A 14200-nucleotide genomic window follows, 5' to 3' on the forward strand; every position below is an offset into this window, starting at 1 on the left:
GATAAATATACCCTGCCAATCGGGCTGTATAACCTGGTGTCGCAGAAAATGGGCGCCAGCTACACCACCTATGCCGCCGGAGCAGTATTGATTGCCGTACCGGTTGCCATTCTTTATCTGGCGCTGCAAAAGTACTTTGTTTCTGGCCTTACTTCGGGAAGTACCAAAGGATAATAAGATGACATTAAAGCCCAGTTTAATCAGCCTCTGTCTGGCCGGTTTACTCTCGACCTCACTGTTTGCCAGCGAGCCGGTAATTATTAAACCGCTGGTTAATCCACCGGCTGATTTTATTAAAGGGGTAGATATTTCTACCCTGGCAGAGGTGGAGAAACACGGAGGTAAATTCTATGATGAAAATAACCAGCCGCAGGATGCGCTGACTATCCTGAAACATAACGGCGTCAATTATGTTCGCTTACGTCTGTGGGTCGATCCGCAAGACAGCGCGGGCAATGGCTACGGCGGCGGTAATAACAACCTGGCCACCACGCTGGCGCTGGCTAAACGAGTTAAGGCGCAAGGGATGAAGCTACTGCTCGATTTTCATTACAGCGACTTCTGGACCGATCCCGGCAAGCAGTACAAGCCAAAAGCCTGGCAGCCGCTGGATTATGATCAGCTGAAAACCCGGATTCATGACTATACCCGCGACACTGTCGCCACCTTTAAGCAGCAGGGCGTACTGCCGGATATGGTGCAAATCGGCAACGAGATCAATGGCGGCATTCTGTGGCCGGAAGGCAAGAGCTGGGGCCAGAATGGCGGCGAGTTTGACCGGCTGGCCGGTCTGCTGACCGCGGCGATTAATGGCCTGTGGGAGAATCTGGATTCGCCTGAGCAGGTGAAAATCATGCTGCATCTGGCGGAAGGCACCAAAAATGACACCTTCCGCTGGTGGTTTGATGAAATAACCCAACGCAAGGTGCCGTTCGATATTATTGGCCTGTCTCTTTACACTTACTGGGACGGCCCGATCAGCGCGCTGAAATTTAATATGGATGATATCAGTAAGCGCTATAACAAAGATGTCATTGTGGTTGAAGCGGCCTATGGTTATAGCCTGGAAAACTGTGACGATGCAGAAAACAGTTTTAATGCTAAAGAAGCCGAGGCAGGCGGATATCCGGCCACCGTGCAGGGGCAGGCAGATTTTATTCATCAGCTGATGCAAAGCATTATTGATGTGCCGAATCAACGCGGCAAAGGTATTTTTTATTGGGAACCGACCTGGATCGCCGTGCCGGGGGCTGGCTGGGCAAACAAAGCCGGAATGAAATATATCAATGACGAATGGAAGGAAGGTAATGCGAGGGAGAACCAGGCGCTGTTTGATTGTCAGGGAAAAGTGCTGCCTTCAGTGAAAGTATTTAATTAACGCGGCTTAGCATCAGACTTGTTCTGAACGCCATTATATTTTTCCAAGGAAAATTCATGAATAAGTTTCCTCCTTTAAGTGCAAGGGTGAATGGCCTGTTGCACGGTGCCGACTATAATCCGGAGCAATGGTTTAATTATTCCGGGGTGGTTGAAGACGATATTACTATGATGAAGCAGGCAAACTGTAATGTCATGTCTGTGGGAATATTTAGCTGGGCGGTACTGGAGCCGAAAGAGGGCGAATATAATTTCGCCTGGCTGGACGAGATACTGGATAAATTACATCAGCAGGGTATTCACGTTTTTCTGGCCACGCCAAGTGGTGCACGACCGGCGTGGATGTCACAAAAATATCCGGAAGTGCTGCGCGTGGGGCGCGATCGGGTGAAAGCGCTACACGGCGGGCGGCATAATCACTGCCTCTCTTCGGCAGTTTACCGCCAGAAAGTCGGTGAGATAAATCAGCAACTGGCTGCGCGTTACGCACAACATCCGGCAGTGATTGGCTGGCATATTTCCAATGAATACGGTGGCGAGTGCCATTGTGACAGCTGCCAGCAGAATTTCCGCGGCTGGTTACAGCAGCGTTATGGCACACTGGAGGCGCTGAACGAGGCCTGGTGGAGTACCTTCTGGAGCCACACGTATTCCGACTGGTCGCAGATTGAATCGCCGGCACCGCAGGGCGAAGTGTCAATCCATGGGCTGAATCTTGACTGGCGGCGCTTTAATACCTCGCAGGTCACCGATTTCTGCCGCCAGGAGATTGTGCCGCTGAAAGCCGCCAATCCTGAGCTGCCAGCCACCACCAATTTTATGGAATATTTCTACGACTACGATTACTGGCAGTTGTCGCAGGTGATTGATTTCATCTCCTGGGACAGCTATCCGATGTGGCATAACCAGCAAGATGAAACCACGCTGGCCTGTTACACCGCCATGTTCCACGATCTGATGCGCAGCCTGAAACAGGGTCAGCCGTTTGTACTGATGGAGTCGACGCCAAGTGTGACTAACTGGCAGCCCACCAGCAAACTAAAGAAGCCGGGTATGCATATCCTCTCTTCATTGCAGGCGGTGGCGCACGGGGCGGACTCGGTGCAGTATTTCCAGTGGCGCAAAAGTCGTGGTTCGGTGGAGAAGTTTCATGGCGCAGTTATCGACCACTATGGCTCTCTTGATACTCGCGTGGGTCGTGAAGTCAGCGAGCTGGGACGCATTCTCGGCACGATGTCGGCGGTTGCCGGCAGCCGCGTAGAAGCTCGGGTTGCCATAATTTTTGACTGGGAAAGTCGCTGGGCGATGGATGATGCGCAAGGCCCGCGTAACACCGGAATGGAGTACGAAAAAACCGTTAACGAGCACTACCGCCCATTCTGGGAGCAGGGCATTGCCGTCGATATTATTAATGCCGACTGTGATCTCTCCGGCTATCAGCTGGTGATTGCGCCGATGCTGTATATGGTGCGCGACGGTTTTGCCGAAAAAGTCGAGGCGTTTGTCCGCTCAGGCGGTCAGTTCGTCACCACTTACTGGAGCGGTATCGTCAATCAGTCCGACCTGTGTCACCTCGGCGGATTCCCGGGGCCGCTGCGTTCGCTGATGGGTATCCGGGCAGAAGAGATTGATTGCCTGACCGATGACGAATTCAATAGCGTACAGGGCAGCAGTGGCAATGCGCTGGGCCTGCAAGGGCCTTATCAGGCGCGCCATTTATGCGAGCTGATTCATCCCGAAGGTGCAGAAGTGCTGGCCACTTACGGCAGTGATTTCTACGCTGGCATGCCTGCGGTGACGATGAATTCGTTCGGCAGCGGTAAGGCGTGGTATATCGCGTCGCGTAACGATCTGGCTTTCCAGCGTGATTTCTTTGCCGCGCTGGCAGCAGAACTGCAACTGCCGCGCGCCATTGAGACTCACTTCCCGGCGGGCGTTACTGCGCACCGCCGCACGGATGGTGAACAGGCATTTATTGTGCTGCAAAACTACAGTAATCAGCCGCAGACTCTCACTTTGCCTGAGATTTATCAGGATATGACGGATGCGACTGAGGTGCAGGGAGATCTCACTCTGCAACCCTGGGGAAGCCGGGTGATCATGCGCCGCCTTTAGTCAGTGATATTCCCACCGCGCCCGCTCTGATCAGCGGGCGTTTTTTATTGCTTCATTATGATAAGGAATCAGCCATGGTCAGCTTAAAGTCATTTCTTCATTATTTCTCTCAGCCTAAAACCACTCCGCAGCAGGAAAACGTTGACAGCAATTATTTACAGGATCTGATGCAGGATTTTGGCGGACGCGAGAATATCACTAAAGTCGATGCCTGTATTACCCGTCTGCGCGTCACGGTAAAGGATTTATCTCAGGTTGATTCCGCCGGGTTACAGCGTAGCGGCGCATTAGGTGTCATTATTATTGGTCAGGAAGTGCATGCAATATTTGGTAAGCAATCTGATAACCTGCGGCAATTACTTGAGGACCGTTTTTCACGCAATGAAGAATAATAAAAATGGATAACCACCGTCAGGGGGTTATCCATTTTAGTTAAACATTATTCAGCCAAATACTCAGATTAAACGCATTAATCAGTGACAACAAAAGAGAAAGTAATGATGCAATATTAAGCGTAATGCATTACCACCAGGCTTCAACCTGCACACCAAAGTTCCAGGTGTTATTTGCCGTGCCATCTTTAAAGGATCTACCGTCTTCGGAGTCATTTAAATACGAGGCAAATACGCGTAATTCCGGGCGGGACATAAAATCTGGACCGTCGGCTAAGCCCAGCGCCAGAGTATATTTTTCTCCGCCCTGCTTGTAGTGGCTGCCATCGCGGTTGTCATCTTTTTGCCTGAAGGCACCGACTTCGCCAATACCGCGCACATACTCGGTAAACTGATACTGCGCACGTCCCACCAGCGACAGCAGGCGGCTTTGATCAATATCATCACTGATCTTGTCGGCGGAACCCCAGGTCAGCACATGATTCAGCGAGAACTTATCGGTAATCGGAATCAGCCCGGTGTTAATCACACGATAACCGGTGGCGTCCTCGGTATTATGCCAGACGTCATACCATCCGCCGCCCTGTGAAATCATATTCTGCGCCAGACCTTTATTCGCGTATTGCAGCACGGTTTTATTATAGCCGCCAAGCATATCCTGGCTGATTTCACCGGTCAGCATCACGCCATTTTCGGCATCGTACAGCCCGCCGTACTCTTTCTGCTTTTTCGTAGGATTTGGCATGGCATAATCAATACCAAACTCGGTCCAGGCTCCGGCCCAGGGTTTCAGTCCGGCATAACGCACATCGATATAGTTAATATTCAGGTCATTGTCATTATCAACCCGATAATCGACATCATTGCCGTCACCGCGAATCCATGCCACAGAGAGCGCCCCCGGACCCAGCGTGTAGTTTTCAATACCGGCACCAGCACCGGAAACATTCCAGTATTTGGTATCAATAATATGCAGATCGTGGCGTTGATAGTAGCGTTTACCGCCCCAGATCACCGCATTCGGATCGCCGGGGATCAGCCCTTTTATTTGCAGATTCAGCTGACGCAAACCAAATTCTGCATCGTCGTCCAGTGTCGATTCACTGTCATTCGAGCCGTTGGAGACCATGCTGACCATGGTATCGAGATAAAAGCTGACATCATTCTTTTTATAGACTTCCGCACCCAGCTCAAGTTCGCCGTAAGTATCGGATTCATTGCCCAGACGGCCGACTTTGTTCTTTTGATACTCTTCCGGGCCACCGTCACTTGATACCCCGACGCCCGAGCGCAGATAGCCATGGAAATCGATCTTATCGATTGCAACAGCCGATCCGGAACTTAAGGCCAGCGCTAACGCGGCGGCGACGGTATGTAACCTGCATTTCATGAGTGCCTCTTTTTTTGTTTTTTGTATTACGTTCACAATTGTGCTGCTATAAGATGACTAATTGTAAAAACCCACAATTTGTTTATGAAGATAATGTGATTTACTGCAAATAAATCAGCCATTTTTGACAGTGCAGGTGAGCTGGATCACTTGAAACTGAATTGTGAACGAATGCCTTTTATTAAAATGCATCAGATCGGGATAACGGTAACTATGTTGACCGGGATCGGCCTGATACAATTACGACAGAAAAACTGCAGGGAATCGGAAGATGAAGTCGAAAAGCACGACATTAGAGGATGTTGCCCGCCATGCTGGTGTGTCTTATCAGACCGTTTCCAGAGTGCTGAATAAATCTGCAAACGTATCGGAAGCCACGCGCCGCAAAGTTGAACAATCGATTGAGTTACTGAGATATGTACCTAACCGGCTGGCACAACAGCTGGTGGGTAAACCAGGCAGAACGGTAGGGCTGGTGACCATTTCGCTGGCGTTGCATGCCCCGTCGCAAATTGCGGCTGCGGTGAAACGTTACGCTAATAATGAGCAGTATCAGGTGCTGATTTCCATGGTGGATGAGAACGTCAACCAGGGTATCCAGGATTCTATCAACGAACTGAAATCGCAGCTGGTGGATAAGGTGATTATCAATGTGCCGCTGGAGACTGCCGAGGCGGAGAAACTGGCGGCTGACAATGACGATATCATCTGCCTGTTCCTCGATGTCGACCCCTACAGCTCAGTGTTTAACGTTTCGTTTAATCCGGCCGACGGCACTCGCGCCAGTGTAAAATACCTGTATGAAATGGGGCATCGAGATATCGCCTTGCTGGCCGGACCGAAAAATTCGGTTTCGGCCAATTTGCGGCTGAAAAGCTGGCAGGAGACGTTGCACGGCTACGGCCTGAATCCGGCGATCACCCTGCACGGTAACTGGGATGCGCAGAGCGGCTATGCCGGTGCATTACAGATGCTGCGCGAAACGCCACATTTTTCCGCCGTGCTGGTCGGTAACGATCAGATGGCGCTGGGCGTACTGAGTGCCTTTCATCAGAACCAGCTCAGCATTCCGGGCGATAAATCGGTGATTGGCTATGACGATACCTATGAAAGCTCTTTTTTCTGGCCGTCGCTGACCACAGTTTCGCTGGATCTCGATTTACAGGGCAAGGAAGCGGTACGCCGCATTCTTAGCGCCAGCGACAGTGAAGTGCAGCGTTCATCGTCGATTTTACCGGCAAAACTGATTGTCCGCCACTCAACCGGCCCGCAAGCCGGGCAGCAGCAGGATCTTAATCAGATTGCCGATGAACTACGCCTGATTGCCCAACGGCTGAGTCAGAATTAACGACGTTCTGTACGCTGGCAAGGGATGCCAGCGTTACGTTATCAATTCTGAAAACATCCTGTTGCTTTTCAGTCTGCTATTGGCACTAAACCGCAGGCGGCAGAGTCTGCTATATTGCTAACACTGTACGCTACCGCAAACGTCCGGGGCTTTTCGGAGCAGGGCAGGTTATGATGTCCGATGTTTTTGCTGCCTTACGGTTGGCAGCGTGTTGGATAGCCAGGATGTTTACCACCTGAATCAATGGAATAAGCACAATGATCAAAAAATACACTCTCTGCGCGTTATCTGTTCTGGCCGCACTTCCGTTTGGATTTTCTGCACAGGCAGCGGAAGGCGACCTGCAGTTACAACAAGTATTGATGATGAGTCGCCATAACCTGCGTGCCCCGCTGGCGGATAATGGCAGTGTTTTAGAGCAATCAACCAAAAAAGCCTGGCCGCAGTGGGATGTCCCGGGCGGACAGCTCACCACCAAAGGTGGCGTCCTTGAAGTCTATATGGGTCACTACACCCGTGAATGGCTGGCGCAGCAGGGTCTGGTGAAGAGCGGCGAGTGTCCTTCCTCTGATGATGTATTTGCCTATGCCAACAGCCTGCAACGCACGGTGGCGACCGCGCAGTTCTTTATCAATGGTGCATTCCCGGGTTGTGATATTGCTGTGACTCACCAGGATGAAATGGGCAGCATGGACCCTATCTTTAATCCGGTGATCACCAACGGCAGCGAAGAGTTTAACAAGCAAGCGCTGACCGCGATGAACGCAGCGGGTGAAAAGTTGAGCCTGAAGCCTGCATTCCAGCGGCTGGAAAAAATTATCGATTACAAAAATGCGCCGGTGTGTAACGGTAAAAAGCAGTGTTCGCTGAGCAGTGACAATCAGAACAAATTCAAGGCCAACAATGGCGAAGAACCTGGTGTATCAGGCCCATTAAAAGTCGGTAATTCGCTGGTCGATGCATTTACTCTGCAATATTACGAAGGCTTGCCGCTGGATCAGGTCGCCTGGGGTCAGATCAAAACGGCAGAACAGTGGAAAGAGCTGTCCGCCATTAAAAACGGTTATCAGGACGCGCTGTTTACCTCACCGGAAGTGGCGCGTAATGTCGCTGCACCGCTGGTGGATTATATCCGTAGCCAGTTAATCGACCAGGACAAAGCGACCGCGCCAAAAGTGACGCTGATGGTGGGGCACGACTCCAATATCGCCTCGCTGCTGACCGCGCTGGACTTTAAACCTTACGAGTTACCTGGCCAGAATGAGCGCACGCCAATTGGTGGCAAGATTGTGTTTGAGCGCTGGCACGACAGCAAAAACGATAAAGACCTGGTGAAAGTTGAGTACATTTACCAGAGTGCCGATCAGTTACGTAACGCTGAACCGCTGACGCTGAAAAATCCGCCGCAGCGCGTCACGTTACAGATGAAAGGCTGTGAAACTGATGCCAACGGTTTCTGTTCATGGGAGCAGTTTACTCAGGTTCTGAACACCGCAGTGCAGGGCACGGCAATGCAGCAGGCAACGCCTGCAGCAGCGGCAAAACCAGCTGAACAGCCGGCGGCTGATACGGCGAAAGCGGATGCTGATAAAGCCGCAGCTGAGAAAGCCGCTGCTGAAAAAGCGGCTGCAGATAAAGCCGCAGCTGAGAAAGCCGCTGCTGAAAAAGCGGCTGCAGATAAGATGGCGGCCGAGAAAGCGGCAAAGGCGAAAGCTGCCGCGGAGAAAGAGGCTGCCAGCAAAGAGGCCGCAGCACAGGCTGCCGCTGAGAAAGCGGCTAAGCCACAGCCTGAACAGCAGGAAGAGAAAGCGGCTGGCGAGGCGCCAAAAGCACAGTAAAATCTGAATTTTAACTGCAATAGCTAGGGGGAGCCGTTTTCGGCTCCCTTTTTAATGGTTTGCAGGTGGCGAATCTTTGGCACGGGCGGCGAGAACGCCGCCCCTGTGTCACATCGCTGCGGAGGGAGATTACGACTTCGCGACCACTACCAGTTTCTGGTTAACAAACTCTTTAATACCCAGATCGGACAGCTCGCGGCCATAACCGGAACGTTTAACCCCACCAAAAGGTAGTTCCGCAGCAGTATCGGTCAGTGAATTGATATAGACCATGCCGGTTTCAATACGCGAAGCCAGCTTTTTACCGCGTTCAATATTGCGGGTAAACACCGAACCGCCCAGACCGTAGTGCGAATCATTGGCCAGTTTCACCACTTCATCATCATCTTGCACCACGTAAACCTGCGCCACCGGGCCGAAGAACTCTTCAAAATAAGCCGGGTTGCTGCGGGCGATATCAGTCAGAATGGTCGGTTGATAGAAGCAACCTTCGCCTTCCACCGCTTTACCGCCATAATGCAGTTTGGCACCGTTATCTACCGCCGCGTTCACCTGTTTTACCAGATTGTCGCGCGCACCGGCTGACGAAAGCGGACCAAGGGTAGTGCTTTCATCCAGTGGGTCGCCAATCTTCACCGCTTTAAAGGCCGCAGTGAATTTCTCAAGGAATTGCCCGGCCACTTTTTGATGAACAATAAATCGTTTAGCCGCAGTACACACCTGACCGGCGTTATTCAGACGTGCCTGAGCACCTTGCTTAACCGCTGCGTCAAGATCGCAATCATCCAGCACCACAAACACATCGTTGCCACCCAGTTCCAGCGTGGACTTTTTCAGGTATTTCGCCGCCTGCGAGGCGACGATGCTACCGGCTTTTTCTGAACCGGTCAGCGCCGCTCCCTGAATACGGTCATCGGCGATCAGGTCGGCAACCTGATCGTTGGAGATAAACATATTGGTCCACGCGCCTTCAGGTGCACCGGCTTCACGCACCAGCTGCTCGAAAACGCTGGCACAGTGCGGCACGATACCGGCATGTTTCGCCAGCACCGGGTTACCGGCTGCCAGATTGGGTGCCAGCACGCGCATCAGCTGATAGTAAGGGAAGTTCCATGGCTCTACCGCCATCAGTACGCCAATCGGGTGATTTTCCACCCAGGCCTCACCCAGCTCAGTTGGATAGCGGGTGGGTTGCAGAAAACGCTCGGCATTCTCGGCGTAGTAGCGGGCGATTTGCGCGCACAGCTGCACTTCGCCACGGCTCTGGCTAATCAGTTTACCCATCTCGACGCTGGCAATTTTTGCCAGTTCATCGACGCGGCTGTCGATGATCTCAGCCAGTTTTTTCAGCACTTGCAGACGCGGCTGAATATCACCTTTACACCAGTCGGATTTATACAGTTTGGCTGCGGTATCCAGCGCCTGTTCAACCTGTTGCGGACTATGTTCCGGCCATGATTTAATCAGTTTATTGTTTGCCGGGTTAATGGTCTGATATGAGGACATGATTCTCTCCATGGTTGTTTTCAGCAAAATTAAGCTGGAAAAGGGGCATTCGGACGGTGATATTCCGTCCGAATGTTTTTAATCTCAGACGTTTTTTCGTTCGACAACTTTGTTGTCCCACGTCAGTTCATCCTCGGTAGTTTTACTGAAGGCGCGCGCTAACACCTCATCACTGCCTTGTTGCTCCCAGATTTGCTCAGCAAGTTTCTCGTCATATTCGGCCACTTCGAAAATCGCTTCGGCGATCTCCGGTGAAGTACGACGCAGGCTGGCCCACTCTCCGACACGATGTGCTTTAGATTGTTGCGTTGCCATGTTTGCCTCCTGAAACAGTAGTTATCCGTTAAGTTTGGTCGCCAGTCCGGCAACGTATTCACCCTGATAGCGGGCGATAACCAGTTCTTCTTCGCTGGGCTGGCGCGAGCCATCTCCGCCAGCAATGGTGGTTGCGCCGTAAGGCGTGCCGCCGCGTACCTGGCTGATATCAAACAGTTCTTTAGTACCGTAGCCGATAGGGACGATCACCATGCCGTGATGCGCCAGCGTGGTCCAGGTCGAGGTGATGGTCTGTTCCTGGCCGCCGCCAGTGCCGGTGGAAGCGAAGACGCTTGCCAGTTTGCCGTACAGTGCGCCCGAGGCCCACAGCCCGCCGGTGCGATCGAGGAAGGTGCGCATTTGACCGGCCATATTGCCGAAGCGGGTAGGCGTACCGAAGATAATTGCATCATAGTGTGACAGTTCTTCGGGTGTGGCTTCCGCAGCAGCCTGCTGGGTTTTACCGCCAACCTGAGCGAAACGTTCGGCGTCCATGGTTTCTGGCACGCGCTTGACCGTTACCTCGGCACCACTGACTTGACGGGCACCTTCTGCCACCGCATTCGCCATGGTTTCGATATGTCCATACATGGAATAGTAAAGCACTAATATCTTCGCCATTAATTTACTCCGTGGTGGAAAAATGTTGCGTGGATCCAGTATAGAAGAGAAAAAGCAGCTTGCCGTGCCAACCGCGCAGCAAATAACCAGTAAAGAAATGACATCTTTTTGCCGTCAGTAATTTCAATAACCCTTAGAGGGGCTTAAGTGAACTCTGCCGTCTAAGCGGTATTTTTCAGAAGATTGTTTGTTTCCAAATATAAACAGCCGCAGTAACACAGGGTGATTTGTCTAAACTGGAGAGTGTGGCAAGCATGAACCGGAAGCCATTTTATCCGGTTCTGCCACCCCCCGCTGCATCCGGCAGCAGGGTGTTAGCAAGATGATGTCTCAACTATTCGGAGGTAAGAAATGGCAGAACATCGTGGAGGCTCTGGTAATTTCGCTGAAGACCGTGAAAGAGCATCAGAAGCTGGCCGTAAAGGAGGTAAAAGCAGCGGAGGTAATTTTAAGAATGATCCGCAGCGGGCTTCCAAAGCAGGCGAAAAAGGGGGCCGCAGCAGCGGTAAAAAGTAGCAATTCGCTGACTGTCGAGTAAGGTTCCTCCCCCAGCCGCCGGGCATTGCCCGGCGGTTTACTTTATCCCCGTACTTTCCATTGACCTCTCTGTCCGCGCATCGCACACTAACGGCCCATTTTTTATCCGGACCCGGCTATGTCGTCGTTTCTCTCGCGCTATAAATTCAGTATAAAAATTCAGGAAGCGGTGTTGATGCTGATCACCATGTTGTGGGGCGGCACCTTCCTCGTGGTACATCATGCGATGAACGTCAGTGGGCCGTTTTTCTTTGTCGGCCTGCGCTTTGCCACTGCCGCGCTACTGCTGGCGCTGGTTTCATGGAAAATCCTGCGCGGCTTACGCTGGCAGGAGTTTAAGGCCGGAGCCTGGATCGGCATTGCGATTGCCTGCGGTTATGGCCTGCAAACCTGGGGAATGCAGACCATCTCCAGCAGTAAATCCGCTTTTATTACCGCGATGTATGTGCCGTTAGTTCCGCTGCTGCAATGGCTGTTCCTCGGCAGAATGCCGGGTCTGATGTCATGGGTTGGCGTAGTGCTGGCGTTTACCGGGCTGTTATTGTTGGCCGGGCCGGAAGGGGATAGTCTGGCGTTCAGCGCCGGTGAAATCGCCACGCTGCTCAGCACACTGGCAATTGCTGCGGAGATCATTCTGATTAGCGCCTGTGCCGGTAAGGTTGACGTCCGACGCGTGACCATTGTGCAGCTGGCGGTCGCGTCAGCCTGTGCGTTTATCTTTATGCTGCCGAATGGCGAGTCGGTTCCGGCCTTTTCCCCTTATCTGCTCTACAGCGCCGTTGGACTGGGGATCGCCAGTGCGGTGATTCAGGTGACCATGAACTGGGCGCAGCGCAGCGTTTCGCCTACGCGGGCGACAGTCATCTATGCCGGTGAGCCGGTGTGGGCGGGAATTGTCGGACGTATTGCCGGTGAGCGTCTGCCGGGTATTGCGCTGCTGGGTGGCGCACTGATTGTGCTGGGCGTCATCATCAGTGAGCTTAAGCTGAAGCGTAAGAAAAAGGCGAAGTCGTCAGCTTCGCCTGAGCCGTTAAGCGAAAACGCTTAACTTTCCTGCGGGGCGACCTGATTGTCGGTTAGCGCCTTCGCGCGGCGATGGCTGAGAAGGGCATTAAGGATAATGGCGCCAAAAGTGGCGGTGCCGATGCCGCCCAGCGTAAAGCCGGCGATATTCAGCGCAAAATCCCCGGCACCCAGTACCAGCGTCACGGCGACCATAATCAGGTTGCCGTTCTGGCTCAGATCGACATTATTCTGTAGCCAGATCCGTGCGCCCGCCACGGCAATCAGGCCAAATACCACAATCGACGCTCCGCCAATCACCGCCGCCGGAATGGTGTGGATCAGCGCACCAAATTTCGGTGAGAAGCCAAGCAACATCGCAATCACCGCCGCCGCGACAAACACCAGTGTCGAGTAGACTTTGGTGACCGCCATCACGCCGATATTTTCGGCATAGGTGGTCACGCCGCTGCCGCCCACCGAACCGGACAACATGGTGGCTACACCATCGCCGACAAAAGCGCGCCCCATATAAGGGTCGAGACTGCGCCCGGTCATCCCGGCCACCGCTTTAAGGTGCCCAAGATTCTCCGCCACCAGAATGACCGCCACTGGCGCAATCATCACCATTGCCTGCATGCTGAAACTCGGTGCGGTGGTTTGCGGCAGGCCAAACCAGGGCGCATTAGCCAGCAGGCTGAAGTCCACCGGTTTGCCAAGCCCCAGCACATTGGTTAACAGCGCATAGATCGCCCATGCCAGAATCAGGCCCACCAGGATCAGTAAGCGCTGCACCATGCCGCGGGTAAATACCGCCACGCTCCCGATGCACAGTATCGTCATCACCGCCATCCAGCTATCAAACATCGATGCGGAGACGCCACGGACCGCAATCGGTGCCAGGTTCAGGCCAATCGCCATGACTACCGCGCCGGTCACCACCGGCGGCATCAGGCGCTCAATCCAGCGCGTACCGGCTTTCATCACCACCAGCCCGATGACTGTATACAGAAAGCCACAGGCGATGATGCCGCCAAGCGCCACGCTCAGCGCCGGATTCAGCCCCTGGCCACTGTAGCCGGTGACTGCAATCACTACGCCGACAAAAGCCGCACTGGAGCCGAGATAACTCGGCACCCGGCCACCGGTGATCAGAAAGAACAGCAGGGTGCCGACGCCGGACATCAAAATCGACAGGTTCGGGTCCAGCCCCATCAGCAGCGGCATTAATACCGTTGCACCAAACATCGCCACCGCATGTTGCAGGCCCATCACCATCGTCTGACCGGCGGGCAGGGTTTCATCCGGAGCCACCAGACCATTATCAGCGTTTGCCGATTTTTTACGCCATTGCGGAAACCAGGAACTTCTCATCGTTTTCTCCCAGGATGAACTAAAGCAGTGACCGTCGGGTGACGGCGTTAACTGGCTTCCTGCCGCATCAGGTGATGATATCCACGATCGAAATAGATCAGGCCATGAGTATTGTCGTTACACACCAGTGCCTGCGCTTCACAGAACAGAATGTCATGCGTGCCGACGCTGACCACCTGCGTAACTTTGCAGTCAAACGACGCAACGGCACCGGCCAGAATCGGCGCGCCGGTCACCAGCGTTGACCACTCCGCGGCGATAAAGCGCTGCGCCATCGGCGTTTTGCCGCCAAACAGGCCGGAAAGCGTCTCATGACCGGCCGCCAGCGTGTTGACGCACAGCATCTGGTTTTGCATAAACGCCGGATAGACCGATGCCGAACGGT

The 14200-nt window shown here is 53.1% G+C and carries 13 protein-coding genes and 1 pseudogene; 8 read left to right on the forward strand and 6 right to left on the reverse strand.

Annotation, left to right across the window (positions count from 1 at the left end; genetic code table 11):
* The 4 genes and pseudogenes from NG42_RS23435 to NG42_RS08440 form a co-directional block, all read left to right on the forward strand.
* Window positions 1-174, forward strand: a pseudogene (locus tag NG42_RS23435) (sugar ABC transporter permease); the annotation flags it as partial.
* A 4-nt stretch (window positions 175-178) separates the two neighbouring features.
* Window positions 179-1378 carry a glycoside hydrolase family 53 protein gene (locus NG42_RS08430; RefSeq protein WP_052898877.1) on the forward strand — a complete coding sequence of 400 codons (1200 nt, stop codon included), beginning with the start codon at window positions 179-181 and terminating at the stop codon, window positions 1376-1378.
* 56 nt (window positions 1379-1434) lie between these two features.
* Complete coding sequence (locus NG42_RS08435) at window positions 1435-3492, forward strand: beta-galactosidase (RefSeq protein ID WP_052898878.1); 2058 nt, start codon at window positions 1435-1437, stop codon at window positions 3490-3492.
* 74 nt (window positions 3493-3566) lie between these two features.
* A complete protein-coding gene (locus NG42_RS08440; RefSeq protein WP_052898879.1) occupies window positions 3567-3884 on the forward strand; it encodes a PTS sugar transporter subunit IIB in 318 nt (105 codons plus the stop codon).
* Window positions 3885-4014: 130 nt separating this feature from the next.
* Here the strand turns inward: NG42_RS08440 and NG42_RS08445 are convergent, their stop codons facing one another.
* A complete protein-coding gene (locus tag NG42_RS08445; protein ID WP_052898880.1) occupies window positions 4015-5274 on the reverse strand; it encodes a maltoporin in 1260 nt (419 codons plus the stop codon).
* Between the two features lie 271 nt (window positions 5275-5545).
* Here NG42_RS08445 and NG42_RS08450 point away from each other — a divergent pair, with 271 nt between their 5' ends.
* Together NG42_RS08450 and agp are read left to right on the forward strand one after the other, a co-directional pair.
* A complete protein-coding gene (locus NG42_RS08450) occupies window positions 5546-6622 on the forward strand; it encodes a LacI family DNA-binding transcriptional regulator (RefSeq protein WP_052898881.1) in 1077 nt (358 codons plus the stop codon).
* A 257-nt stretch (window positions 6623-6879) separates the two neighbouring features.
* Window positions 6880-8460 (forward strand): bifunctional glucose-1-phosphatase/inositol phosphatase, encoded by a 1581-nt coding sequence (gene agp, locus NG42_RS08455; protein WP_052898882.1) that lies wholly within the window; start codon window positions 6880-6882, stop codon window positions 8458-8460.
* Window positions 8461-8589: 129 nt separating this feature from the next.
* Here the strand turns inward: agp and NG42_RS08460 are convergent, their stop codons facing one another.
* From NG42_RS08460 to wrbA, 3 genes are all read right to left on the reverse strand, one after another.
* On the reverse strand, window positions 8590-9966 hold the full coding sequence (locus NG42_RS08460) for an NAD-dependent succinate-semialdehyde dehydrogenase (protein ID WP_052898883.1): 1377 nt from the start codon (window positions 9964-9966) through the stop codon (window positions 8590-8592).
* Window positions 9967-10050: 84 nt separating this feature from the next.
* Window positions 10051-10281, reverse strand: coding sequence for a YccJ family protein (locus tag NG42_RS08465; protein WP_052898884.1), 231 nt, complete (start codon window positions 10279-10281; stop codon window positions 10051-10053).
* A 21-nt stretch (window positions 10282-10302) separates the two neighbouring features.
* The gene (wrbA, locus tag NG42_RS08470) at window positions 10303-10902 is read right to left on the reverse strand and encodes an NAD(P)H:quinone oxidoreductase (RefSeq protein ID WP_052898885.1); all 600 of its coding nucleotides are present in this window, start codon (window positions 10900-10902) and stop codon (window positions 10303-10305) included.
* 351 nt (window positions 10903-11253) lie between these two features.
* On the opposite strand from wrbA, the gene NG42_RS08475 reads away from it, so the two are divergent.
* Entirely contained in the window at window positions 11254-11418 is a 165-nt protein-coding gene (locus NG42_RS08475) for a con-10 family general stress protein (RefSeq protein ID WP_071590531.1), read from the forward strand.
* 139 nt (window positions 11419-11557) lie between these two features.
* Entirely contained in the window at window positions 11558-12487 is a 930-nt protein-coding gene (locus NG42_RS08480) for a DMT family transporter (RefSeq protein ID WP_052898887.1), read from the forward strand.
* Here NG42_RS08480 and rutG read toward each other — a convergent pair.
* Both rutG and NG42_RS08490 read right to left on the reverse strand, forming a co-directional pair.
* Window positions 12484-13815: a pyrimidine utilization transport protein G gene (gene rutG / locus NG42_RS08485; RefSeq protein WP_052898888.1), complete on the reverse strand. Its 1332-nt coding sequence runs from the start codon at window positions 13813-13815 to the stop codon at window positions 12484-12486. The genes NG42_RS08480 and rutG overlap by 4 nt on opposite strands.
* A 47-nt stretch (window positions 13816-13862) precedes the next feature.
* Window positions 13863-14200: flavin reductase (locus NG42_RS08490; protein WP_241488329.1), on the reverse strand; the 338-nt coding region annotated here is incomplete at its 5' end.

Origin of the sequence: Winslowiella iniecta, assembly GCF_001267535.1 — a bacterium.
Classification (GTDB): Bacteria; Pseudomonadota; Gammaproteobacteria; order Enterobacterales; family Enterobacteriaceae; genus Erwinia; species Erwinia iniecta.

Coding starts and splice junctions, on each gene's coding strand:
- NG42_RS08440 (WP_052898879.1), top strand. CDS start 3,567: ATGGTCAGCTTAAAGTCATTTCTTCATTATTTCTCTCAGCCTAAAACC.
- rutG (WP_052898888.1), bottom strand. CDS start 13,815: ATGAGAAGTTCCTGGTTTCCGCAATGGCGTAAAAAATCGGCAAACGCT.
- agp (WP_052898882.1), top strand. CDS start 6,880: ATGATCAAAAAATACACTCTCTGCGCGTTATCTGTTCTGGCCGCACTT.
- NG42_RS08460 (WP_052898883.1), bottom strand. CDS start 9,966: ATGTCCTCATATCAGACCATTAACCCGGCAAACAATAAACTGATTAAA.
- NG42_RS08435 (WP_052898878.1), top strand. CDS start 1,435: ATGAATAAGTTTCCTCCTTTAAGTGCAAGGGTGAATGGCCTGTTGCAC.
- NG42_RS08465 (WP_052898884.1), bottom strand. CDS start 10,281: ATGGCAACGCAACAATCTAAAGCACATCGTGTCGGAGAGTGGGCCAGC.
- NG42_RS08450 (WP_052898881.1), top strand. CDS start 5,546: ATGAAGTCGAAAAGCACGACATTAGAGGATGTTGCCCGCCATGCTGGT.
- NG42_RS08445 (WP_052898880.1), bottom strand. CDS start 5,274: ATGAAATGCAGGTTACATACCGTCGCCGCCGCGTTAGCGCTGGCCTTA.
- wrbA (WP_052898885.1), bottom strand. CDS start 10,902: ATGGCGAAGATATTAGTGCTTTACTATTCCATGTATGGACATATCGAA.
- NG42_RS08475 (WP_071590531.1), top strand. CDS start 11,254: ATGGCAGAACATCGTGGAGGCTCTGGTAATTTCGCTGAAGACCGTGAA.
- NG42_RS08430 (WP_052898877.1), top strand. CDS start 179: ATGACATTAAAGCCCAGTTTAATCAGCCTCTGTCTGGCCGGTTTACTC.
- NG42_RS08480 (WP_052898887.1), top strand. CDS start 11,558: ATGTCGTCGTTTCTCTCGCGCTATAAATTCAGTATAAAAATTCAGGAA.